Origin of the sequence: Rufibacter roseus, from assembly GCF_001647285.1 — a bacterium.
Classification (GTDB): Bacteria; Bacteroidota; Bacteroidia; order Cytophagales; family Hymenobacteraceae; genus Nibribacter; species Nibribacter roseus.
In genome coordinates this window covers 172,294-198,015 of the sequence record NZ_LRML01000001.1, presented here as the reverse complement: position 1 = coordinate 198,015, position 25,722 = coordinate 172,294, and the positions used below count along the sequence as shown (strand labels likewise).

The 25,722-nt window shown below is 48.8% G+C and carries 15 protein-coding genes; 3 read left to right on the top strand and 12 right to left on the bottom strand.

The window, feature by feature from the left end; all coding sequences use genetic code 11:
- Window positions 1-21: 21 nt before the first annotated feature.
- The 3 genes from bglX (at window position 22) to A8O23_RS00635 (ending at window position 4,043) form a co-directional block, all read left to right on the top strand.
- Window positions 22-2,319 (top strand): beta-glucosidase BglX, encoded by a 2,298-nt coding sequence (gene bglX, locus A8O23_RS00645; RefSeq protein WP_066615335.1) that lies wholly within the window; start codon window positions 22-24, stop codon window positions 2,317-2,319.
- A 142-nt stretch (window positions 2,320-2,461) separates the two neighbouring features.
- On the top strand, window positions 2,462-3,211 hold the full coding sequence (locus A8O23_RS00640; RefSeq protein WP_066615334.1) for a carboxylesterase family protein: 750 nt from the start codon (window positions 2,462-2,464) through the stop codon (window positions 3,209-3,211).
- Between the two features lie 337 nt (window positions 3,212-3,548).
- The gene (locus A8O23_RS00635) at window positions 3,549-4,043 is read left to right on the top strand and encodes a YciE/YciF ferroxidase family protein (RefSeq protein WP_066615333.1); all 495 of its coding nucleotides are present in this window, start codon (window positions 3,549-3,551) and stop codon (window positions 4,041-4,043) included.
- A 399-nt stretch (window positions 4,044-4,442) separates the two neighbouring features.
- Here A8O23_RS00635 and A8O23_RS00630 read toward each other — a convergent pair whose 3' ends face one another.
- From A8O23_RS00630 to A8O23_RS00575, 12 genes are all read right to left on the bottom strand, one after another.
- Window positions 4,443-7,859 (bottom strand): amidohydrolase family protein, encoded by a 3,417-nt coding sequence (locus A8O23_RS00630; protein ID WP_239693292.1) that lies wholly within the window; start codon window positions 7,857-7,859, stop codon window positions 4,443-4,445.
- Between the two features lie 595 nt (window positions 7,860-8,454).
- Complete coding sequence (locus tag A8O23_RS00625; RefSeq protein ID WP_066615331.1) at window positions 8,455-9,408, bottom strand: sugar phosphate isomerase/epimerase family protein; 954 nt, start codon at window positions 9,406-9,408, stop codon at window positions 8,455-8,457.
- Between the two features lie 52 nt (window positions 9,409-9,460).
- Window positions 9,461-10,345 carry a hydroxypyruvate isomerase family protein gene (locus tag A8O23_RS00620; RefSeq protein WP_066615330.1) on the bottom strand — a complete coding sequence of 295 codons (885 nt, stop codon included), beginning with the start codon at window positions 10,343-10,345 and terminating at the stop codon, window positions 9,461-9,463.
- Between the two features lie 12 nt (window positions 10,346-10,357).
- Window positions 10,358-11,641: a nucleoside permease gene (locus A8O23_RS00615; protein ID WP_066615328.1), complete on the bottom strand. Its 1,284-nt coding sequence runs from the start codon at window positions 11,639-11,641 to the stop codon at window positions 10,358-10,360.
- Between the two features lie 369 nt (window positions 11,642-12,010).
- A complete protein-coding gene (locus tag A8O23_RS00610) occupies window positions 12,011-12,670 on the bottom strand; it encodes a 3-keto-disaccharide hydrolase (RefSeq protein WP_239693291.1) in 660 nt (219 codons plus the stop codon).
- Between the two features lie 87 nt (window positions 12,671-12,757).
- Window positions 12,758-13,234 (bottom strand): c-type cytochrome, encoded by a 477-nt coding sequence (locus A8O23_RS00605; protein ID WP_066615325.1) that lies wholly within the window; start codon window positions 13,232-13,234, stop codon window positions 12,758-12,760.
- Window positions 13,235-13,351: 117 nt separating this feature from the next.
- Window positions 13,352-14,509, bottom strand: coding sequence for a Gfo/Idh/MocA family protein (locus tag A8O23_RS00600; protein ID WP_066615323.1), 1,158 nt, complete (start codon window positions 14,507-14,509; stop codon window positions 13,352-13,354).
- A 436-nt stretch (window positions 14,510-14,945) separates the two neighbouring features.
- Entirely contained in the window at window positions 14,946-15,509 is a 564-nt protein-coding gene (locus A8O23_RS00595) for a gluconate 2-dehydrogenase subunit 3 family protein (protein WP_066615321.1), read from the bottom strand.
- Between the two features lie 78 nt (window positions 15,510-15,587).
- Window positions 15,588-17,054 (bottom strand): Gfo/Idh/MocA family protein, encoded by a 1,467-nt coding sequence (locus A8O23_RS00590; protein ID WP_066615320.1) that lies wholly within the window; start codon window positions 17,052-17,054, stop codon window positions 15,588-15,590.
- Window positions 17,055-17,094: 40 nt separating this feature from the next.
- Window positions 17,095-18,774 (bottom strand): GMC oxidoreductase, encoded by a 1,680-nt coding sequence (locus tag A8O23_RS00585; RefSeq protein WP_066615319.1) that lies wholly within the window; start codon window positions 18,772-18,774, stop codon window positions 17,095-17,097.
- A 472-nt stretch (window positions 18,775-19,246) separates the two neighbouring features.
- Window positions 19,247-20,380, bottom strand: coding sequence for a sugar phosphate isomerase/epimerase family protein (locus A8O23_RS00580; protein WP_066615832.1), 1,134 nt, complete (start codon window positions 20,378-20,380; stop codon window positions 19,247-19,249).
- Window positions 20,381-20,742: 362 nt separating this feature from the next.
- Complete coding sequence (locus A8O23_RS00575) at window positions 20,743-25,686, bottom strand: cadherin-like beta sandwich domain-containing protein (RefSeq protein WP_153042025.1); 4,944 nt, start codon at window positions 25,684-25,686, stop codon at window positions 20,743-20,745.
- Window positions 25,687-25,722: the final 36 nt, after the last annotated feature.

The following is a 25,722-nucleotide window of genomic DNA, read 5'->3' as shown; positions in this document are numbered from 1 at the left end:
ATAAGTGGAAGCTGCACGCAAATGAACCCACAGAAACCCCAGGCAACACCTACTGAAACTGTAAAAAGTCAGCCAGAAGCTGGAGCTCAGAACGCCGCAAAGCCACGGGACCCCAAGATGGACGCCTTTATAGATGACCTGATGGCAAAAATGACGCTAGAGGAAAAAATAGGACAGCTGAACCTGGTGTCAGTGGGCTTCACCGTAACAGGCCCAGTGGTAAGCGAGAACGTAGACGAGAAAATCACCAAAGGCCTGGTAGGCGGTGTTTTTAACACCTTCACACCTATTGCGGTGCGCAAGCTGCAGGAGAAGGCGCTCAACCAATCGCGGTTAAAAATCCCGTTGCTTTTCGGGTATGACGTAATCCATGGACACCGTACCATTTTCCCCATGCCGCTTGGTCTTGCCGCCAGCTGGGACTTAGGCGCCATTGAACGCAGCGCCCGTATTTCCGCTGATGAGGCCTCGGCTGACGGCCTGAACTGGGTTTTCTCGCCCATGGTAGACGTTGCCCGTGATGCCCGCTGGGGTCGTATTTCTGAAGGTTCTGGCGAAGACACCTGGTTAACTTCTCAAATAGCAAAAGCCATGGTGCACGGGTACCAGGGCTCTGACCTTACAGCCTACAATACTGTAATGGCCTGCGTAAAACACTTCGCATTATATGGTGCCGCTGAAGCTGGTCGTGACTACAACACCACTGACATGAGCGACCGCCGCATGTTTGATGAGTACCTCCCCCCTTACAAAGCTGCTCTGGATGCAGGAGCCGCCAGTGTCATGTCTTCTTTCAACGACATTAACGGCATACCCGCCACGGGCAACAAATGGCTCATGACTGATCTGCTGCGCAAGCAATGGGGCTTTGATGGCTTTGTGGTAACCGATTACACCGCTATCAATGAGCTGATACCGCACGGTATGGGTAAAAATGAATATGAGGTTGCCAAAGTAGCCCTTGACGCCGGTATTGACATGGACATGGTGGGCGAGGTGTTCCTGCAACACCTGAACCAGCTGGTAAAAGACGGCAAAGTAACCGAAGAGCAAATTAACATTGCCTGCCGCCGTATTCTGGAGGGCAAGTACAAGTTGGGTCTGTTCGAAGATCCTTTCCGCTACGCCAACGAACAACGCGCCAAAGAAACATTACTTAAGAAAGAGTACCGCGATGCCGCCCGTGACATTGCCCGCCGCACTATGGTGCTGTTGAAAAACCAGAACCAGACGCTTCCACTCAAAAAAACTGGTTCTATTGCCTTAGTTGGCCCGCTGGTAAAAAGCCAGATTGACCAGTTAGGCAACTGGAACGGCGCCGGCGACTGGAAACAGGCGGTGAGCGTGGAACAAGGCATTAGAAATGTGGCTCCTAACGTAAAAATCACCTACGCCAAAGGCGCGAACATTGCCAGCGACACGCTCATGCTCAAGCGCCTCAACGCGCACGGCGGAATGCTGGAGATTGACAAACGTACTCCGGAGGCAATGATTCGTGAAGCCGTACAGGTGGCCCGCAAAGCTGATGTGGTAGTAGCCGTGGTAGGCGAATCACAAGGCATGACCGGTGAAGCCTCTAGCCGCGCAGATATTACCCTGCCTGGTCATCAGTTGGAGCTGTTGAAAGCCTTAAAAGCCACTGGTAAACCGCTGGTAGTGGTATTAATGAACGGTCGCCCATTGGCCCTGAAGTGGGAAAATGATAACGCAGATGCCATTCTGGAAACCTGGTTTGCCGGTACTGAAGGCGGTAACGCCATTGCCGATGTTCTCTTTGGGAATTACAACCCATCTGGCAAAATCACGGCTACGTTCCCGCAGGTGGTAGGGCAGGTGCCTATCTACTACAGCCATAAAACCACGGGCCGCCCATATGGTGGCGAAATGTTGGACAAGTATAAATCCCGCTATTTAGATGTGCCTAATGATCCATTATATCCTTTCGGATTTGGCTTAAGCTATACCAACTTTTCTTACACCGCCCCTACCTTAAACAGCAACACGTTAAGACCAGGCGGAACCATTGAGGTAACGGTACAGGTGAAAAACACCGGTAACTTTGACGGTGAAGAAGTAGTGCAGCTGTACGTGCAGGATTTGGTGGGCTCTGTGTCAAGACCGGTAAAGGAACTGAAGAACTTCAAGAAGATTTTCCTGAAGAAAGGCGAAACCCAAACCGTCACCTTTACCCTTTCTGAGGATGATTTGAAGTTCCATGACATCAACATGAACTACGTAGCAGAACCAGGAGAATTCAATGTATATGTTGGCACTAACTCCCGTGATGTGCAGAAAGCCTCTTTCACTTTAGTGAAATAAATATCTTTTAGTAGCTTCGTTTTCGGCTTGCTTTTGCAAAAACAGACCGAAAACGAAGCTCTTTAGTTAACTAGTCTTTATGTTTCTATTTAGAACCAATACGCTTACAAAATTTTCTTATCTGTGGCTATTCCTGCTGAGCATGGCATACTCTAACAGCCAGGCTCAGGACTTAGCTCAATTTGAACATAAGCAGTTTATTTTTGGGGCAGACACCCTCCGCTACCGCATACTGTACCCCCAGAATTTTGATGCCAATAAAAAATACCCCGTTCTTTTCTTTCTGCATGGAGCTGGGGAACGGGGCAGCAACAACGAATCACAGTTGGCTCACGGCGGCAAATTATTTCTGCGAGACAGTATAAGGCAGCAGTTTCCAGCCATAGTTATTTTTCCGCAGTGCCCCAAAGACAGCTATTGGTCAAACGTGAACATAGTGACAGAACCAGGGGGTAAGCGACACTTCAACTTCCTCACCGGCTGTGACCCTATGCCTCCTATGCAGCTCTTGCAGGAACTGGTAAAGCAAACTCGCTCTGAAAAGTATACTGACAAAAACAGAATGTATGTAGGTGGTCTCTCCATGGGTGGCATGGGCACCTTTGAGTTATTGCGGCGCGAGCCGAAAACCTTTGCCGCCGCCTTTGTCATTTGTGGCGGAGACAACGTGGGCAATGCCAAGAAATACAAAAAAGTACCGCTCTGGGTCTTTCACGGGGGCAAAGATGACATTGTGGAACCTCATTTATCTTCTAGGGTAGTTTCTAAATTACATGAGATTGGTGCCAAAGAGGTTAAGCATACCCTTTACCCCAATGCCAACCATAACAGCTGGGATGCTACATTTGCCGAGCCCAGGCTGTTGCCATGGCTGTTTTCCCATAAAAAATAAGGTATAGATAGTGGCCAAATAATTTTTTCTGTTTAAGTATAGATTTCATAAAGCCCTGTTGTTTTGATAGCGGGGCTTTTGTTTGCGGTTAATCTTCTCATTTCCATCAAAAGGTTTCCTCTTTCAGCCAAAACAGTCACCTAACCAGATCTTCTGTATCTGGAAAACATTCTTTTTTTATAATTTTTAACAGATCCTAGCACTAATATTACCTTCCTTATATCTCCCCCTTTGGTAAGCTTTTATTGCTTCATCATTTATCTAATTTCTTCAACCCAAAAAGCAAGGCCTCGTATAGCGTGAGTAGAAGAATATTCACAGATATACATATACCACTATGGCCAAACTAAAAAGCTTAGACGACTTGCTGGAGCACCAGCTAAAAGATTTGTACAGCGCTGAAAAGCAGTTGATAGACGCCCTGCCTAAAATGGCACGTAATACAGAAGACGCCAAATTGAAAAAGGCATTTGAGAATCACTTAGAGGAAACCAAAGAGCATAAAGCCCGCCTTGAAAAGGTGTGCGAGATTTTAGGCATCAGCCCTGGCCGCATGAAGTGTAAGGCTATGGAAGGCTTGATTGAAGAAGGCCAGGAAGCCATTGACGAAAAAGCTACGCCTGAAGTAAGAGATGCGAACTTAATTGCCTCTGCCCAACGCATTGAGCATTATGAAATTGCCGGTTACGGTACTGCCGCTCACTTTGCCGAGCGTCTGGGCCACAAAGAAGCCGCTGAAATTTTAGGCCAGACCTTAAGCGAGGAAAAGAAAACCGATACGTTGCTGAACAAGCTAGCGAAGAATTCTATCAACGAGAAAGCAGAGAAATAATCTGGTAACTCAATGATAAAAAGAATAGGGCTCCTGAAAACAGGAGCCCTATTCTTTTTATGGCTGTTTCTTATTTAGTATGGTTAAGAATGGCGCAAGCGTCCGCTTGTGCCTATACACATTGCCTTCTATGGCGCGGTAGTTACTTCCGTGGCATTGAAGGTAAAGGGCTGCTTCTGTTTCAAACCTGTTTTTGAAAAATAAAGCCTAAAACAGAAGCAGTGTTTCCCATTATTACTCCTACACCCCAGGCACTCCACACGCAATGTAGATCAGGAATGCGTGTGGACACAAGCGGACGCTTGCGCCATATTGCGCCATATTGCAAAAGCCGTCTCTGTTTTAGGCCTGTTTTCGCGAAAACAAGTCTAAAACAGAGACGGCTTCTGTGTTCTCTACTTACTCCTGAATACCAGGCACGCCAATTGGCATGGCACTGTGCCAGTCAAAGTCTGGGGCTTTCTTTTTAGTTGGAGCCAGTTCATCTAAGGTATTGGCATCATATAAGCGACCATTGCGCACCACGTACTTCACCGTATTGGTGTTGCGGATGTTTTCCAGCGGGTTTTGGTCCATGATGACCAGATCAGCCAGTTTGCCGTTCTGAATAGAACCTAAGTCACCATCTAAGCCAAGCGATTTGGCACCCAAAATGGTAGCGGTCTTCAAGGCGTCTAACGTGCTCATGCCGCCCGCCTGCATAGACCATAGCTCCCAATGGAAGCCTAAGCCCTGCAGCTGACCGTGTGAACCTACTCCAGCCAGACCACCGGCTTTCACCAAGTTATTTACAAATTCAGCGTGTTTGTCAAAGATGTGCTCTTCTTTCATGAACCAGCCTGGTCTGCGGCGCGACTTCTCATCTAACTCCACCTTAGGTGTGAAGTAATTCAGCTTTTTATCGTTCGCCAGATCTTCGGTGGCATAATAGTAATTCTCAGCCCATGGTCCGCCGTAAGACACCAGCAGCGTTGGCGTGTACGCAATCTGCGACTGCGACACAAACTCCACGAAGTCTTTGTAAAGCGGGTACACCGGGTACGAATGCTCATGGCCTGGGTAGCCATCCAGTACCTCCGTCAGGTTTAGTTTGAAATCAAGACCTCCTTCAGTAGTAGGCATCAGTCCCTGCTCCTTGGCGGCCATAATGATCCACTGCCGGTGCTGGCGGTTACCCACCAAGTACATCTTGATTGTCTTGGTGTTGTAGTATTCAGAATACTGCTTCAGCACGCTCTTGGCATGATCCAGGCTCTTGAGGTTGTAAGACCAATAACCAACTCCAGGGCCGGTAGAGTACACACGCGGGCCAATCATCTTACCCGTTTCGACCATGTCAGAGTAAGTCAAAACATCGGTAGTGGCGGTCTGTGGGTCGCGGGTGGTGGTGACGCCGTAGGCCAGGTTTGCAGCGTAAATCCAGACTTGATTGGAGTGAACGCCCCAACGCGGCCACATGTGCGCGTGAGTATCAATAAAGCCTGGCGTAATGGTTTTGCCATTCACATCTACCACGGTGGCGTTGCCAGCTTCCAAAGTACCGGTGGCTCCCACGGCTTTGATGCGGTTGTTCTCAATGAGTATGTCCCCGTTTTCAATCACTTCATCACCGTTCATGGTAATGATGCGCCCCCCCTGCAGCAAGATAGTTCCCTGCGGAATGTCACGCGGCACCTCAATGGCTATTCTGGTTTCAATTGGTTTGTAGCCTTCAATCTTTACAGCCTCTTTGGCACCGGTGCTGTCTTTCTTGGCCTCGGTGTCAGGTTTGGTTTCTTTCTTCTTTTCCTCCAGCGCCTCTAGCTCTCTTTTCTTGGCGAAGGCTTGGTCTAGATTGTAGGCGAAGAAAGCGTTCCCGATTGACCAGAAAACGGTTTTTCCGTCAGCAGACCAGCTTGGGAATTGCCCGCCAATGTCGGTCAGTTTCCAACTCGGGAATTGAGACGAAGCTACATCGGCTACGGAAATGGTTGGCGTTTCGCCGCCCACAAACGGGATGGTCACTACGTAAATCTCGTTGTTGATCAGGGCCAGAGCTTTGTCGCCTTTAGGGGCTTTGATCACGGTAGTGGCGGTTGAGGCCTGCATCTGCGGCTCACGTTCGTTCAAGTGGTGGTTGTGACTCATCTCCTCCTCCAGCATGTCGGCGTGGGTACCAAACGTGGTGATGCCTTTCACTTTCACGTACGGCTTCTTATCGGTACCATCCCACCGTATAGAAATCAATCCGTCTGAAGAGCTGTAGAGGTAGATGCGGTCATCGCCTTGTACAAAGTGCGGGTTGGCACCCAAGTTAGCTTTGGTTACAAAGGTGCTGGCACCGCCTTTGGCCGGAATCCAATTAATGGTTTGGCGCGAAGCAAATGCACCCGGCCCAGCCGATTCGCGGTAGGTCTGGGCGGAGCCTTTGATGAATACGATTTTGTCTCCCTTAGGCGACCACACCGGCTCCTGAAAAACAGAATTCTCTACGGTCAGTTTCTCTGGCTTACCTTTCCCGTTGGCGGCTACTTTGTAGATGGCTCCGCCGGTTTTCTCGTGCCAGGTCACAAACACCAGGCTTTTCCCGTCTGGTGACCAGGCAGGCTGAGCCTCGGTGAAGTCATGGTTCGTTACGCGTTTTGGCTTGCCGTTCGGGTAAGCTGATACGTACAGGCGGTCTAGTGCCGTGAAAGCCATCCACTTGCCATCCGGCGACACAGTAGCGTCCCTTATTTGGGTCACTTTCATGGTCTTTTCATCGGTGATGGGATATTTAAAATCCAGCTTCGGGCCGATGGCAATCTGGGTTTCTACTTCAAACGGAATTTCTTTGGCGGCACCACCGGCTACGGGAATGCGGTAGATTTTACCACCGTAAGAGGCCACCACTTCTTTGTTATCTGGCATAAACGACATGGCCGGCAACACGCCCAGCGGCGCAATGGACTCCTGCTCATCGCGTTGCACCGGGTAGGCCAGCCATTTCTCATCGCCTGATTTCAGGTTCTGAAGCACCAGTCCGGTTTGGTTGTTGTAGCGCGTACCGTACACTAGCCAGTTGCCGTCAGAAGAAAGCGTGGGTGAAAAGGCCGAGCCGTAGCGGGCGGTTCTGGTTTCTGTCTCGCCGGTTTCGCGGTCAAGGGTGGCCAACTGGTACTGGGGCAACTGGGCGTTGTAGTTCCAGGCACCGGTGCGGCGGGCGAACCAGATGTAGCGGCCATCCTTACCAAACGCCGGCTCCACCGTTTTCAGGTTCTCTGGCGTCTTGATCAGCTCCATGCCGCTGCCACTGTCTTTATGGTACAAGTGCAACTTCAGGTTACGGCGGCCCTTAGACACCACCAGGTACTCACCATCGGGCGTCCACTCGGCGGCCTGAAAGTTTTCGTTTTTGCTTTTGCTTATCTGGCGGGGCTTCTTTGTAGTCAGATCCATCACCCACACGTTGTCAGCACCATCGCGGTCAGAAATGAACACAATAGACTTACCATTAGGGCTGAAACGAGGCTGCACGTCCAAGGCCATACCTTCTGTCAGTTGCTCGGCTTTACCACCAGAAATTGGCAATAGGTAAAGGTCGCCCAGCATACTGAAGATTAACTTACTTCCGTCTGGGTGTACGTCTAGCGCCAGCCACGAACCCTCATTGGTTTTAATATCGATTTTACGGCCCGCCTCCAGGGGCAGGTCTTTTTTCTCCTCTTTCTTAGGAGCGTCTTTCTTTGCGGCCGGTACCTCCTGCGCCATCATCGGCTCAGAAAATAAACCTAGGGCGCAAAGCAGGAACACAGATTTTTTCCAGCGGTGGGAACGGCTGGCAAATGGCTGCTTCATGAAATAAAGGTTTAGTGTGGGTGATGTTTGTGTGTTGAAGTAGTGAAGGTAAGAATAACTTCAGAAAGTTGAAGTATATACACAAAATGAAACTTCTTTCGCAACGGATTAAGCTGCTTTCTTGGCAATATTATTCTTCCTCAAAAAACGCTCATAAACTAGCTCACATACCACCTCATCTTTCTTTACACCAACTACTTACATAAACAAAAAAAACAGAACCCTCTCTACAGGCCCTGCCTTTCTGCGGCTGTTTCAGGTCTGGTTTTCAAAAAACAAACCTAAAACATAAATATAATTATTAGACAATCCTCATGACTATGGACATCCCAACATTCATCTGAACCATCAAGCATTCATTTTTCTTACCGGCTTCATGTTTTTTGCTTTTTATTGCTGAACCCTCTTCAGAAATAAGCACAATGTGGGAGTTTAGTTTATCGCAAAGCGGTTTGTCAGCACTCAGTTAGTAGAAATTCATATCATGAAAAATGACGGGCTGTTTTGGTGCTGTTTTCTTAGAAACAGCACAAAACAGCCCGTCATTTTTCATGATATGTAGGAGCCTATGGGTTTCTTTAGCTCCAGCAATTCATTATGCCAACAATGAGTCTTTGACAAAACTGTGGCTTTGCTTGATGCTTTGGAATGGGTCCATGTTAGCGGCAAAGTTTTCCTGCTCCACAAAAATGCGGTCTACGCCAGACACTTCCGCTTTGTCAAATATGCTTTGGTAGTCTATGCTTCCTGCCCCTATCTCGGTATTCAGATCTGGACTGTTGTTGTCCATGTCTTTCACGTGCCACATCACAAAACGCCCCTGGTTTTTCTGGAAGATATCTACCGGCTGGTGACCCGCTCTTACTATCCAGTACAGATCAGCCTCAAAGTTCACTAAGGCAGGGTCAGTTTCTTGCAGGAGCACTTCAAAGCCAGATGTATTACCGTATGGAGTAAACTCAAAGTCATGGTTGTGGTAGGCTAATTTCAGCCCAGCCTCTTGGCAAAGCTGCCCGGCGTTGTTCAGTCGCTGTGCAATGTGTTTGTAGTCGTCTAGGCTGTTGCGCAATTCTTCTGCCAGCCAGGGCACTGTTATATACGTTTGCCCAATGGTTTTACCGGCTTCAGTGTACCGCTTTACTATGTCTGGGTTACCATCTGTCATGAATTGGGCAAAATCATAGTGCCCGCTACTAGATACTATGTTATTGGCAGAAAGAAGCTCTTTGAACTGTTTAGGGTCTAATCCCCAGTAGCCATCTTTTACACTGTACCCATAGGTTTCTACATCATTGTACCCTGCCTCGGCTACCTTTCTAACCACATCTTTTATGTTGTGGGGCAACAGTTCGCGTAAGGTGTACAGCTGTAAGCCAATGTCTTTGATAGTGCCTGTAGTAGCAGTGGTGGTAGCGGTACCTCCTGCGTTTTCACCAGCTTCTGTGTTCTTCTGCGTGGAGGAATCACAGGAAGTAAGTATTGCAGGCGCAAAGGCCACCCCCGCAGATAGTAAACCGAGTTGCTGTAAGAAGTTTCTTCTGTTCTTCATTTTATATTGATAAGTAGAAGGATGAGTATTAATGGCTTATTATGGCCGAAAATCAGACATCACAAATCTGGACAGCCTGTTTTATGGAGCCTAATTTATCTTTGGCCTTAGCGATGAACTCCTGCGCCACGTATCCTTTGAACCCTGTTTCTTTGATGGCACGCATAATAGCCGGATAATTCAACTCCTGAGAGTCATCTATCTCATGGCGGCCTGGCACCCCTGCGGTGTGGTAGTGGGCAATGTAGGCGTGGTTGTCACGGATGGTTCTGATGACATCTCCTTCATCAATCTGCATGTGGTAGATATCATAGAGCAGCTTGAAGTTTTCAGACCCCAAGCGTTTAGCAAGCTCCACGCCCCAGGCGGTGTGGTCGCATTGGTAGTCTTTATGGTCTATCTTGCTGTTCAGCAGTTCCATCACCAACACCACCTTATGTTTTTCCGCCAGCGGAAGTAGCTTTTTTAAACCTTCCACACAATTCTTCAAGCCGGTTTCATCATCTAGCCCATTGCGGTTGCCGCTAAAGCAGATCAGGTTGGTGTACCCGGCCTTGGAAACCAACGGAATCATTTCAGAATAATTTTTCTGGAGCTTGGCGTGGTACTGCGGATGGTTAAACCCTTCGGTCAGGCTGATCTCGGCGCCATTGCACATAGTAGAAACCAGACCGTACTTCTGCAACATAGGCCAGTCTTTAGGGCCTACCAGATCAATTCCTTTTAAGCCTAATTCTTTAGCCGCTTTGCACAGTTCCTCCATTGGCATATCATTGAGGCACCAGCGACAAACAGAGTGGTTTATATTTCCTTTGAGCATGTAGGCAGGTTCTTTTTTCTCAGAGGCAAAACTAGAGATGCCGCCGGTAGTAGCCACTGCCGCGGCACCGGCCAATAAACCTTTCAGGGCAGTTCTTCTTTGGCTTACGTTTTTCATGAGAATTCTAGTTTAGGGTAAGCTGGTAATTGCCGGGGCTTTATCAGTTTCGGGCTCAAAAGCAGGTACTTCTTTGTTGGGGTCTTTCTCATCTTTGAACGTTAACAAGAACAGCAGCGCTACCGCAGCCGCAATGCCAGCCGGCACCAGCCAAATGCTCTGCCAAATATTTTCTCCGCCCAAGCCTCTGTAGTACTCGCCTATATAACCGGCTACCCAGAACCCAATTAACATACCCACGCCGTAGGTGGCCAGTGTCACTAAACCTTGCGCAGAACTCTTGTACTTCTCCCCTGCCCGGGCATCGGTGTAAATCTGGCCAGACACAAAGAAGAAGTCATAGCAAATGCCGTGCAGGGCAATGCCGATAATCAGCATGAACGACAGTTCCCCCGCGTTGCCATAGGCAAACAGCACGTACCGCAGCGCCCAGGCCACCATGCCCACCAGAATGGTCTTCTTAAAGCCGTATTTGGAGAAGAACACCGGAAGCAGCAACAGGAACAACACCTCTGAGATTTGCCCAATGGTCATTTTACCGGTAGGGTTGTCCAAACCGATGTCGGTCAGGAAGGGGTTAGCGTTCTGGTAGTAAAAAGCCAGCGGAATACAGATCAGTACCGAAGCCAAAAAGAAAATCAGGAAATTTTTGTTCTTTAAGAGCTTTATGGCGTCTAGCCCTAGAATCTCAGAAATGGAATTGCTTTTGCCGTCATTTTTAACCGGTGGCGTTTTAGGCAACATAAAACTGTAAATACCCAGTATGAGAGAGGCCACACCGGCCATCATGAACGTGTTCCGGAGCATGCCCTGCCCAATGCCCTCGGCAGAATCCCAATGAAAAATATAGCTGATAGATAAACCTGCCGCAATCCAGCCAATGGTACCCCACACTCTGATCACCGAAAATTCTTTCTCGGGGTTCTTCATTTGCCGGAACGAAACAGAGTTTACCAAGGCCAAGGTAGGCATGTAGGCAATCATGTACGCGAGCACATACGGGTAAAAAGTACTCACATCATTAGAATTGTACATCTGGTACATCAAAAAGGCGCCCACCAAATGCAGAATCCCAAGAATCCGCTCCGCATTAAAGTATTTGTCAGCAATGAGCCCTATAATAAAAGGCGCGATGATGGCCCCGAACGACTGGGTGGAGAACACACTGGCGGTCTCTAGCTCAGAGGCTTTCAGGTTATTGCCCAGGAACGTGCCGAGGGTGACAAACCACGCTCCCCAGATGAAAAACTCCAGGAACATCATGGCTGATAATTTGGTGCGGGTAAGGGTATTCATGGTTTGTTTGTTAGTTGTAAGGTTTGTTGTTCGTTATTAGGAGCAAAAGTTCTGCAAAAACGCTAAATCCTGTTTTCAGCCTACTTTAAAGAAAACAAGCTAAAAACAGAAGAGCAGCCCATCCACCTCTTTTCTTCTGCCGCAAGTTTAGCAACAGCGTAACTTGTGGCTCCTATGGTGAAAGTTTTCAACTTTAGTAATGCACCTGCCTTGTCACGCAAGTTGAAAACTTGCCGCAATGTTGGCTCCAAGTTACGCTGTCGCTAAACTTGAAGCAGGCAAGCTGACATACAAGTGCCTCCTATCGGCAGTCGTTTCTGATGCTTTCTGATTTTGGCAGGATTTCTAAAAACCAAGCCTAAAACAAAACTACAGTCGTTTGATCATGATGTTCTTGAACCACACATCATCACCGTGGTCTTGCAGGGCAATCTTACCCGATTTAAACGTACCGAAACCAGGCATCTGAGAGAATTTGCTGCCCGCAATCATGTTCCGCCAGTTATCGTCCCACATGGTGGTGGTGAGCACCTTTTGGCCGTTCTGCACAACCTCCAACTTTCCGTTCTGGCTGATGATTTCCACCCGGTTCCATTGCCCGGCAGGCTTTACGGTTTCAGGGCTGCTGGCTACCAGATCGTACAGGTCTCCGGCGCGGTGCTTGTGGATTTTGGCATCTGGGTGGCCGTCGTTGTCCAACACCTGAATTTCAGGGCCAGTCTGCCACACGTACTGGTATTTGGCTGGCTCATCCTGCACATAGATGATAATGCCGCTGTTGCCGTTCTGGGCTATTTTCCAGTCTAGCTTCAGGTGGAAATCTTCATAGCTTTCTTCGGTGACAATGTCACCGCCTTCATTGGTTTGCCAGTCTTTCTTGGCCGAGGCGTCCAGACGCAGCATGCCGTCTTCCGCTTTCCAGGCTTTGCCGGCGGTTTCCTTTCCGTAGCTGTGCCAGCCGTTGGTGGTTTTGCCATCGAACAAGGGCTTCCAGTCAGAGCTCTTGGCATTGGTTTGTGCGTTTGACATGGTGTTTCCAGTTTGTGAGGACTGGCAGGACAAAAGTGCCGCCAATGATAGCACGGGTAATATTCTTTGGATCAACATCAGTTTCAATTATTTTTTAAGAGACATTACATATTGAGCCATGGCTTTGGCGTCTTCTTCGCTCATATTTGGGTGAGGGGTCATAGGAATCTCGCCCCATACACCTTTGCCTCCTTTAATAATTTTCTCAGCCAGATAATCCAGTGTTTTTTCGTTCACCTCATACTTTTGAGCTACGGCCTCATAGGCCGGCCCTACTAATTTCTGGTCGTTACGGTGGCAGGCGGTACAGTCAGACTGGGCCACTAACTTGGCGCCTTTGTCGGCATCAGGCAGGGCGGTGGTTCCGGCGGTGCGGTCAGTGCCAATATTCATAACATTGGTGTCTACATCGGCGGGCTGACGGGTGGCCGCACTTAGCTGGGCAGAACTGGTAGAGTCTTTGTCCTGGCTTTCGTAGTATTTGTCATATTCGTTTGTAGAAGACTTACTGTTGCAAGCTGCCATGAGGGCGCAGCAGCTAAAAAGGAGTGCTAATTTTTTCATGATTTGTGTAAGAGGTAATTGGTAAGTGGTTTTCTTTTAGTGCCTTTCTTATTTCTGTTGATGTTTTTGATCCGTTTTCAGAAAAACAGGCCAAAAACAGATGATGTTAGTTAAAAATCAAACCACAAAATCTGTCCATTTCTCAGCGCTGGCGCTGCTGGCTACCACGGTGTCTATAAAGGCCATGCCGCGTACACCGTCTTCAACCGAAGGAAAATCAAGTGCCTCTTCAGACGGTGTGGTTCCTTCTAACCTAGCAGAAAGCGTTAAGGCAAAATTGCGGTACAGATTGGCGAAGGCCTCAATATACCCTTCGGGGTGGCCACCGGGCGTGCGGGTATTGTGCTGTGCGTAAGACGTAAGTCCGCCGGTTCCGGTCCGTAGAAGTTGGGTAGGTTTGTCCAGCCATTTCACCACCAGGGTATTAGGCTCCTGCTGCGCCCACTCCAAACCTCCGTCTTCGCCGTACACGCGTATTTTCAGGCCATTTTCCTCACCGGCCATCACCTGGCTTGCCGTTAACACACCGGTGGCGCCCTCGTTGAACCGAAGCAGCACGTTACCGTCGTCGTCTAACGCGCGGCCTTCTACCACGGTATTCAGTTGCGCGCACACCTGCTGTATCTTTTGCCCAGAAATGTATTCTGCCAAGTGGGCGGCGTGTGTTCCAATATCGCCCATGCAGCCGCTTTTGCCGGACTTGCTGGGGTCGGTGCGCCAGGCAGCTTGGGCGTTGCCCTCTTGTTCAGACAGCCTGCTGAGCCAGCCTTGGGTGTATTCTACCAGCACTTTTCTGATTTTGCCCAGCTCCCCTGCCTGCACCATTTGCCGCGCCTGCTTTACCATGGGGTAACCTGCGTAGGTGTGGGTGAGCAAGAGCAACAAACCAGTTTCCTGTACTTTCTGCTGTAATTGCCTGGCCTCTTCTAAGGTGAAGGCCATTGGTTTTTCAATCACCACATGAAAGCCTTTGTCAAGCGCCTTCAGGGCCGGGTCTAAGTGCACGTGGTTGGGCGTTACAATGCTCACGAAGTCCATCCGCTCGCCTTCCGGCAGAGCGCTTTCTTTCTCCAGCATCTCCTCATAGCTGTTGTAAACCCGGTGCTCGGGCAGAAACAATTCCCGTCCGCTCTGTTGCGCGTTTTCGGGGTTGGTACTAAGGGCACCACAAACCAGCTCAATGGCTCCGTCCATGGTGGCGGCTATTCTGTGGATGGCCCCAATGAAGGCGCCTTTGCCGCCCCCAATCATGCCCATCCGTAATTTTCTTTTCATGTTTTATGTATGCAGTATTGTCAAAAAGCCGAACCCGCCCCTCTTAAGAAGAAAGTTTGGTGTAGCAGACTTTTCTTTCAGTAATAACTTATTTCTGTTTTGCGCTTATTAATTATAAAAACAGTTCCAAAACACTGCCATCGCTGTGACACTAGTTAGTACACCTCGCATTGTGTTACAGACCTGCAAATATCTATGCCACTGCGCCAGAGTGATTCCCATTTCGCTCTTCCAGATTTACCAGTCTGGAAGTTTTCTGTCGGGGACTTATTAATCCCCATGCAGTCGCTTTCTGAATTAGCCCGCAACGGGGATTACAACTCCCCGACAGAGTGGTTCAGACTAACCGGTAGTGTCTGTTTTGGATTTAATTTCTGAAAAATAGGCCTAAAACAGATAATATCTCAATGTTTGGAGGAAAAACACTCTTCCTTACTTACGCCCAGGCTCTGTCTCCTTTTTTGTATGGAATACAGGCTTCATACTTGCCTGGCACCTCCACGTAACGAAGCGCCTGCGTCTGACCTACTTCTGAGGTAAAAAAGCCCAGCATGGTCAGCTCTTTCATCATCCGGAAATAATGGTTCGGTTCGCCTTCTTTCTTGTTTAACTGGTGCTCTTTCTGCTCTTTATCTAGCTGGGTAAGCAGAGCGGTGCGCTCTTGGGGCGTAGCTTTTAAGAAACCCTTATTGAATTTCTTCTTACTCGCTTCGTCCAGCTGGTCTATGCCTTTCATGAAGATTTTCTGGTCTTCTTTGGTATAGCAGTCTTGCACCATAACGGCCATAAAACTGCCAATTTCAGCAGCTTTAGCCCCAGGGGTGCTGGTGGCGGGCAATATAGTTTCGCCTACCTCATCTAGAAAAGTCACCTGATCTTGATTAAACAGGTCATTTACCTTAGCTGAGGAGGAGGAGGTGCAGGATACTAAGAGCTCGGCCCCGATCATGGTACCGCCCAATATCCAGCCTACAGCGGCAATTGCTTCTCGTCTGTTCATGTTATTTTGGTTTAGGCATTTCTGCCATAATTTCTCTATCCGTTAGTTGCTTCAGATTCTTCTTCAAAGCTCTTTCCGTTAAGCCCCAAGAGTCCAGCCTTTGCGGTACTCACGCTTGACAAATTGGTTTACTTCATCAAAATTGGTGACCCGCATGTTTTGGTTGTCCCACATCAATTTAATGTTGCGGCCTGGGTAGTCAAAACCACTGCCATCTGCTTTGGGCCGCTGCACATCAATGCCTCTAATGGCGAGGTTGGCCATGAGCAAAGCCTCGGTAAGCGGACCGGCAATTTCAAAGGGGGCACTGACTTCTTTTTTACCGTGACCGGCAATACCGGCCTCTACCCACTGGGCGTAGTGCCCGCCAGCTCCGCCGGGTACGCGGGCAAATTTTTGTTTCACGTTTACCTGCTCGGTACGCGAAGTAGGCAATAGTCTTGGGTTGGCTCCGTAGGTACTGCACATCATCTTGCCTTTGGTGCCCACGAACAGAGTACCGTTGCCACCATCGCCAAACAGCTCATTCGGACCTAATTCTTCTGGCCGAACCGGTTGTATGCCCCCGTCCATCCAGTGTAGGGTAACAGGGCCTTTGGTTTTGTTTGTCTTCGGGAAGGTAAGGGTAACGTGGCTAGATGGCGGGCAACTTTCAGGGAAATAACCCCGTTTGAATTCATCTACGTACACGCTGCCCACGCTGGCTTGTACATCAGTGGCGTATTTGAGATTCAGCACGCTGAAAGGCGCTTCAATTAAGTGGCAGCCCATGTCACCTAGGGCGCCGGTGCCGTAGTCCCACCAGCCGCGCCAGTTGAAAGGCACCAGTTTTGACACGTATTCTTTATAAGGGGCGGTACCTAGCCACAGGTCCCAATCCAGGTCTTTCGGCACTTCGGCTTTGGCAGTTGGCCACGGAATGCCCTGAGGCCACACCGGCCGATTGGTCCAGGAGTAGATGGTGTGTACGTCACCGATAATGCCGGCGTCATACCACTCCCGCAGTTGCCGCACTCCATCGCCGGAGGCGCCCTGGTTGCCCATTTGCGTTACTACTTTGTAGCGTTTTGCCGCATCGGTGAGCAGGCGGGCCTCATAAATATCATGCGTGAGCGGTTTCTGCACATACACGTGCTTGCCCAGCTGCATGGCCGCCAGGGTGGTGATGGCGTGGTTATGGTCTGGGGTGGAGACGGACACGGCATCAAAGTTCTTGTGCTCTTTGTCAAACATCTCGCGCCAGTCTCTGTAATACTTGGCCTTCGGGAACCGCTTTCTAGAATTGGCGGCACGACTATCGTCTACGTCACAGAGAAACGCTATGTCGGCTTTGCCGCTGTCATAAAAGCTCTTGATGTCGCTTTCACCCTTGCCACCAACGCCTACGCCGGCAATGATTAATCGGTCACTAGGAGCTAAAAAGCCCGGACCACCCAATACGTGGCGGGGCACAATCATGAACCCTGCCGCCGCTAAAGCGCCCGCTTTTAGAAACTTTCTTCTGGCACCGTTTTCCGGAAGGCTCTTTTTATCTTCTTCGGCCATTGTAATTGTGAAATAAAAATAATGCTTGAAAGGTAAGATATCAGATGTTCATTCTTTTCAGCTCACCTACCGCGTGATCAACGGCGCGCGCTGTAAGGGCCATGTATGTAAGTGAAGGATTCTGGCAGCCTGCCGAAGTCATGGCCGAACCGTCTGTCACGTACAAGTTGGGCGCATCCCACACTTGATTATGTTTGTTCAGCACTGAGCTTTTCGGATCACGCCCCATACGAGCGGTGCCCATTTCATGGATACCCTGCCCCATGGCGTAGCCCGAGTCAAAGGTAGACACGTCTTTAAAACCGGCTATTTCCAACATTTCTTTTGCGTCTTCAGCCATGTCTTTGCGCATCTTGAACTCGTTTTCTTTTATCTCACAGCTGATATCCAGCACCGGCAGCCCCCATTTGTCTTTCTTATTTTTGTCAAGGCGCACAAAGTTCTCGTGGTACGGAAGGGTTTCACCAAACGCATTGATGCCCATTCGCCATTCGCCCGGCTCGCTGAGGGCATCTTTCAATTCGCCACCAATGTTCATTTCAGCAATTTCGCGGCCCCAGTTAGAGCGGCTGGCGCTGCCTTGGTAACCGAAGCCCCTGATGTAGTCACGCTTGTCACCGTTCACGTTCCGGAAACGCGGTATATAAATACCGTTAGGCCGGCGGCCGAAATAATATTTGTCTTCGTAGCCTTCCATGGTACCGCTGGCGCCGGTTCTGAAGTGGTGGTCCATGAGGTTATGGCCTAGTTGCCCGCTGCTGCTGCCCAAGCCTCCCTCCCACACATCGGTGGCTGAGTTCATGAGTACCCAGGTGGAGTTCAAGGTAGAGGCGTTCAGGAAGACTACTTTGGCGAAGTACTCGTACGTCTGGTTTGTTTCAGCGTCAAGTACCTCTACACCTGTGGCTTTCTTGGTGTCTTTGTCATACAAGATCTTCGTCACAATAGAGAAAGGCCGCAGCGTGAGGTTTCCGGTAGCCATAGCCGCCGGCAACGTAGCAGACTGGGTGCTGAAATAGGCGCCAAACGGACAACCCAACCAGCACTTGCTTCTATACTGGCAATTAACGCGGTCGTGGTGAGGTGCCGTGAGGTTGGCTACCCTACCAATAATCATATGCCGGTTGCCTTTGTAGTGGGCTTTAATACGGGCAGCCACATCTTTCTCCACGCAGTTCATCTCCATTGGGGGCAGAAAGTCACCGTCTGGCAAATGCGGAATGTTTTCTTTAGAGCCGCTAATGCCCGAGAACTTTTCAACGTAGCTGTACCATGGCTCCAGGTCTTTGTAGCGGATGGGCCAATCAACAGCTATACCGTCTTTGGCGTTGGCTTCAAAATCTAGATCAGAGAGCCGGTAGCTTTGCCGGCCCCACATAAGTGAGCGCCCCCCCACGTGGTAGCCGCGGTACCAGTCAAACCTTTTGGACTCTGTGTAAGGGCTTTCTTTTTCGTTTACCCAATATTCCAGGTTCATTTCATTCAGCGGGTAATCGCGCTTTAGAACAGGGTAGTTCTCTATCATTTCCTGGGTACGGCCTCCACGGTGGGGAAATTCCCATGGAGCCTTGCTCGCGTTCACATAGTCTTTGATGTGCTCTATGTTTCTGCCGCGTTCCAGCATTATTGTCTTTAGTCCTTTTTCGGTTAATTCTTTGGCGGCCCAGCCACCAGAAATTCCGGAACCAATGACAATTGCATCGTAATGATTATCGGCCATATGCTTTTGTTAGCTTAGTAGTATAAGGGTTTTCAGGTTTGGTTTTAGGAAAGTAAAATGCCGCAATGCCAACATTAGACCTTTCTTCTCTGCCTTTGTTAAAAGGATAGCAACAGAAAAGACTTTTAATAATAATTTTTTAAATCCTGAAAAGCAAACCACCTTTCTTAAACAGCAGGCTTTATGAGAGAATTAATAAAGTTTTGCCGCTTTATTCTAAAAGGGTTCTTATAGGCGTTAGGCTTAGAGATAACGTAGGCGAGTGTAGCTCTACCTTTCCTGCATTTCTTCTTCTTAAGGGATGCCCTTCACTACAGACAGACTATTAGCTGTTCTGCAAGTGGAGAAGCAGAAAAGAAATGAGGCCTGAGTGCAAGCTATAATTTCCGAAGCTCCTGTTTCTGCTGTTTTTAAGAAAACAGGCCAGAAACAGGGGCTTCGGGAAAATGAGACTCAGTAAAGTGAGAAGCCGTTACTCTTTCACACCTAAGTCTTGCATGGTAACCAACGGAGTATCTTTTACCACCTCCTGCTTTAACTCCTGAAATCCGTTTTCTGGATACTGGTAGCCGTCTTGGGTAAGCTCCCATAGCATGGGCGCCAGATTAAGGGTGGTAGCCTTGTAGCCTTGCATGATAGCACCCATGTTACCGGTTCCTTTTGACAGGCTGGCTTCATTTTCAATTTCAAAGGGGCCGGTAAAGCCTTTTTGCTTTAAGGTATTCACAAAGGCCCTCCAATCCATGCTGTCAGAACCTCCGAAACCGGGTAGCATTGCCTCATAGTTATGACGGTCCCACTCGTGCTGTGCGGTGGGTACTCCGGCATTTTGCGCCAACTGGGAATCTACTTTTTGCAAGGGGTACATGTTGCCCCAGTACACATTGTTTCCGTTGCGGGTGCCTTTTACGTGTATGCGGTGCAGGCGCCCCATGTCTGTGTGCTGAATTACCTGACTTGGGTCTACATGCTGCCAAACGTCATGTGATGGGTCGTAGATTTCGCCGTGGGCTTTGCTGGGAATAAGCTGGTACATAAGTTTACGCGCCGCCAGCACGCCAGGAAGATTGTTGAATGTACCGGTATAGCCAGCGGAACGCCAGCCTTCCATGGGGCAATTCTCATACAGCACGGTCACGCCTAAATCTTCCGCATATTTTATGATAGGGGTAAAGATGCGGGCGTACTCTTCCAGATTTTTCTGGAAGCCGTTTTCTTGGTTTCCGAGGTCATGGTTGTAGCCTACAAAGGTGCCTACCTTTACATCATTGGCATCGCCGCCCAAGAGGTGCGCCATCCGAATGAGCCTGAGCAGGTGGTTCTGGTTTTTCACGCGTTCTGCCGGGTCTCCCCCAATCAGGTTGTCAAACGCTCCCAATGATAGTCTCAGACGGTTTTGGTTGAATTTCTCCAACAGCGCCTTTGCATCTTCCGGCTCAAAACTCTCATAATTCAGGTGGGTGGCTACAAAGTCATCGCGGGTGCCGTCTTTTCTGAACACGCACACATCCAGCCCCTGCACTCCTACTTCCTTTGCTTTTACAATTACTTCGTCTAAGGTTAATTGGTCAAAAGCTGAGGTCATTATCCAGATGGGGTTGTTCATGGCGGTGTTAGTTGAAAAGAGTTTTACAATTGTTAGTGAACCCGCTACAGGAAGGCTCAAAGCCATACAGCCTGCCACTCCTGAGCCGGAAAATCTAAAATTATTAATTCTATGCTTCCTGCCAAACCATTGCTACAACTCTTTCCTGAAGTTTACCTGTACAAGGCACTCGTTTTAGCCCTGTTTTCAGAAAAACTAGGCTAAAACGTCTTTCTTATCTATTTATACTTTTCATGAGGCCTCCCTGCCAAATGGCAACAGAATGAAAATAGCAGACCGTTTAGGCAAGACACACAAAAAAAAGCTCCTGGCAATGCCAGGAGCTTTTGAAGCAGGTTAGTGCAAAAATCTTGCACGTTCAATTATCTAGTTACTACAAAGCGCTTAGAAACAGTTCCGCTGTTAGACACCAGGCGAAGTACGTATACACCCGGAGCCAACGTTGAAGAGTTTTCAGGGGAGAACCAGGTAACGTCATGGCTTCCGGCCGCAAAGGTGCCTAGGTCTTTTGACAACACTTTTACGCCGTTCAACGAGAACACTTCCAGCTGAACAGCAGAAGGCTTGGCCAAACCAAATTTAACGGCACCTTCAGTTGCCATTGGGTTAGGGTAAACCGAGGTCAGCACGAACACGGCTGGAGTGCCAAAATTACCACTAATAGAAGTTAAAGACGCTCTGTTCACTACTACCGTGTACGTATTTACGGTTGTACCGTCTTGTGCTGTTACCACAGTAGTGATGGTATTTTCGCCTACAGCCAAGTCTATGTTGCCAGAGGCGCTTCCGCTGGCAACGGCAGTACCGTTAACCGTAACGGTTGCAGTCTCGTCGGCTACGGTTGGGGTTACTGTCATTGAAGTAACACTATTGGCTACAGATGCGGTGTAGTTCATGGTAGCGGCATCAAAAGCTGGAGTTAAAGTTCCGGCACTCAGAGCCAACCCAGAAAGCGCTGCATTGGTAGAGGCCGCAGCTCTATTTACCGCCACGGTGTAGGTTTTAGTTGTAGCACCGTCTTGTGCCGTAACCACAATGGTAATGGTATTGTCTCCAACGACCAACGGAACGTCAGCTGAACCGGTGGCTCCCGTTAAAGGTGAGCCATTTACCGTAACCTGCGCATTGGCATCGGCTAAAGTAGGCGTTACCGTTAAAGAAGTAGTTGAAAATGGCACCGTAGCTGTGTAGGACAAAGTAGCCGCATCAAAATCAGGAGTAAGAGTACCGGCGCTAATGGTCAGGTTGGCTAAATCAGCATTAGTAGAGGCCGCAGCAGTAGTAAACTCTTGTACCGCTCCGTAAGATGTACCCACTTCATTCATGGCATACGCTCTTACATAGTATTTGGTGTTGAAGGCAAGCCCTGAAATGGTTTCAGAGAACACACCTGAACCTCCGGTGGTAAAGCTATCTTTCACATGACCATCAGTACCTATGGTTGGTTCTACAGCTGTTTCACTGGCCACGTAGACCACACCACGCTCCGTAACTTTCGCTCCGCCGTTAGCGGTCACATCTCCACCTAAGGTAGCACCCACACCCGTTATGTTGCTGGCAGTGGCAGTGGTTACAGTTGGAGCCACCGGTGCCATCATCTCGCTGGACATTTCTTCTGTAGCCGAGCTAGAATTCTGAGGGTTTGGTGTAGACAGTACAAAGTCAAAGCTATTGTCGTTGCTGTCAAAGCCATTGCCTTTGAGCTCATCTGCACCACCTGCTGCCATGGTAGCAGCTGTTGAATAGTTGTTAGCTTTTCTTTCAAGGGCAGTCAACTCATTTGTATTAGGCGCACGGAACGTTTCATAACCATTGGCGGCACCGACTGTACCCGCGGCGTTCGCCTCACCCCAGCCAAGTAAATCAACAATCTGAGCATCAGTTGGATTGGCTCCGGTAACGGCAGTGTTGTTGTTCGCCAACAATATTTTTCCTCTAAAACCTGATATGTTTAATGAACCAGAGGCATCTGGCGTTGGAATGGCTGAAGCACCTGAGCTACCTAATTCTTTCACCAGGAAGTAACCCTTGGCTTTAACAGTACCAGAAATAGTATGCACCGCCCATGAAGAGCTGGTAGAGCCCGCATATTGAATAGACCAGTTTTCCATTACTATATCCTGATCAGTAGGGTTGTACAGCTCTACATAGTCTGAAGAGTAAAGAGCGCCAGCGTTACCGGCTCCTCCGTATACTTCACTTATCACTAAGTGATCTGTCAGCGCTCTGTTCACCCTAATGGTGTAGGTGCTGGTAGTAGTACCATCTTGAGCGGTAACTACCACATCAATTGCATTGGCACCAGACTTCAGGGCAATTTCACTAGAAGCGCTGCCGCTGGCCACACTTTGGCCATTTATGGTAACAGAAGCGCCAGCATCGGCCACGGTAGGCGTAATCATAATAGAAGTGGTAGCCGAAGAAACAGAAGCGCTGTAGCTCAGGGTTGCCGCATCAAACGCAGGAGAAAGTTTTCCGGAACTTAACGCCAAGCCAGAAAGGCTGGCATTTGTAGAGGCCGGGGTGGTGAAGGAGAAGACATCGCCGTAGGCGGTACCAGCCGCATTGATGGCATATGCTCTGGCGTAATAGGTGGTCATGCTGTTCAGACCTGCTATCTGCGCCGAGAATTCACCGGCTCCATTTTGGTCATGCGCTGCTTTCACAGCGCCGGTAGTTCCTATAAATGGAACAGCAGCCGAGGAACTAGCCATGTACACTACTCCTCTTTCTGTTACGTCAGAAGCACCCGCCTCAGTAACGTTTCCACCTAAGGTGGCGCTGTTACTGGCTACAGCAGTTGCCGTTGCGCTGACTACCGTTGGTATTTCCAGGCCTTCCGTAGCAGAACCGGAATATTGTGGGTTTTGAGTGGTAGCGATCATAAAGTCAAAGCTGTTTACATCGCTGTCAAAACCGTTGCCTTTGCGGGCATCAGCTCCACCTGCAGCCATAGTTTCTACAGTTGACGAGGCAGTAGCTTTTCTCTCAACGGCACCTGTAGTAGTAGCCACTGGGGCGGGAGCACCCTCATACCCTGTAGCCCTGTTAGCTCCGTCATTACCCCAACCAACTTTGTCTACAATGTGTGCACCGGTTGGGTTGGCGCCAGTAACTGTTTCGTTATTGCTGACCAACACTACTTTACCTCTTAAAGCAGCGGTACTTAAGGAAGTGTTGATAATATCAGCGTAAGGCACAGAAGCTCCGCCGTTACCGGTGGCACCTACTAACAAGAAATAGCTTTTAGGCTTAATCGTGCCGCTAAGCGGGAGTTTGGTCCAGGTGGTTCCGGTTTGGGTCGAGAATTGCAAAGACCAATCATCAAGCACCACATCTGCAGAAGTAGGGTTGTACAGCTCTATGTAGTCTTCTTTATAAGGAGAGGGTGTGTTTGCGCCTCCTCCTGACACCTCACTGATCACCACATGATTGGCTATTCCTCCGGTTTCATCGGATGCCGGGCGGTTAACATTAATAGCATAAGATTGTGTAGTGGTGCCATCTTCTGCTGTCACTACCACAGTAATGGTGTTGTCTCCAACTGCTAAATTCACAGGGGCAGAAGTTGCTCCGTTTGAGACCGCTGTGCCATTGATCGTGATGGTGGCATTGTCATCTTCCAGAACTGGAATAAAACTAACCAATGTGGTGTAGTGATTCACTGCAACGGCATAGCTGGTAGTAGCCGGATCAAAAGCAGGGTTGAATGTACCTGAGCTAATCTGCAGTCCGGCCAGGTTGGCGTTAGCACTGGCAACGGTAGTGGTAAATTCTTCTACCTGCCCATAAGAAGTACCCGCTGAATTGACAGCATACGCCCGAACATAATATTTTGTATTTGGTGTCAGACCAGAAATCACTTCAGTGAATGCACCTTCCCCGGCAGAGCTATTGGCGTCTTGTATATGGCCGGCTGTACCTATGGTAGGTTCTACGGCTGTGGCACTAGCTACGTAAACAACGCCTCTTTCAGTAACTTTTGCACCACCATTCAGGGTTACATCACCACCTAAAGTAGCCGTTTTGGCATTTACATCCTCTACAACCGCAGTATTCAAAGTAGGCACAACAACAGGCACCAAAGCGGCAGGCTCTTCAATAGAAGAACTCATATTCTGCGGATTGGGCACACTGGATATTACAAAGTCAAAGCTGTTGTCATTGCTGTCAAACCCGTTGCCTCTTTCATAGTCTGTTCCGCCCGCAGCCATAGATGCTCGGGTAGAGGTGTTGGTAGCTTTTCTTTCTATAGAGGTAGAGATAGAAGTGGCTGGACCAGCAGCTGTTTCAAAATCGTTGGCCGTACCCCAACCTATTTTATCAACTATATGATCACCGGTAGGGTTGTTGCCAGTAACTAAAGTATTGTTTTTCACCAATACCACTTTACCGCCTAATGCAGAAATACTAAGCCCGTTATGGCTGTCATCAGCAGTTGGAAGATCTGCTTCACCATCTCCGGTGGCTCCCCTGAACAGGAAATAACCTTTTGCTGGAATAGATTTAGCTGGCAAATTTGTCTTAGCCCAGTTTGAACCAGTGGCATCTGCTTCCTGAATAGACCAACCCGTTAAATCAATAGCTTGATTGGTTGGGTTATACAGCTCAACAAAGTCACTTTTATATGGTGCACCAACGTTTCCGCCACCACCGTATACCTCGCTAATTACTACGCGAATAATAGCTGGCTCAGTACCGGAACCCAAATGCTGGGGCGTAGGCGTGCTTGACACAATAAAATCAGCGTTGTTGTTATTGCTGTCAAAGCCATTGCCTTTTTTAGCGTCATCACCACCGGCTGCCATAGAAGTGGTTGTAGAAGTGCTGTTTGCTTTTCTCTCAACAGACGTGGAGTTAGAAGCAGCTGGCGCAGCTCCCGTTCCTTCATAGCCATTAACAGTACCGTAACCTACTAGATCTATAATGGTAGTACTAGTAGGATTGGCTCCTGTCAATTCAGTGGTGCTACTTACCAAAGCTACTTTACCGTTACTACCAGCTAAGTTAATGTTGGTTTCAAGATCAAAAGCCGGCAAATCTGGCATTGTAGTTCCAGTACCTGCTGCACCCTTTATCAGGTAAAAGCCTTTAGCCGGAATAGTAACATCAGGTAAGTTTACTTTATTGTTCCATGTAGTTCCTGTTGCAGACGCATACTGCACTGACCAACCATTCAGACTTACGGGAGCATCAGTAGGATTATACAACTCAATGAAGTCATTTTTAAAAGTTGCTCCATTGTTTCCGCCGCCGCCATACACCTCACTTATTACTACATGATTGGCCATTTGCCCGTTTGCCATTCCTGAGAAACAAAGAGCAAAAATTAGCAGGAAAAG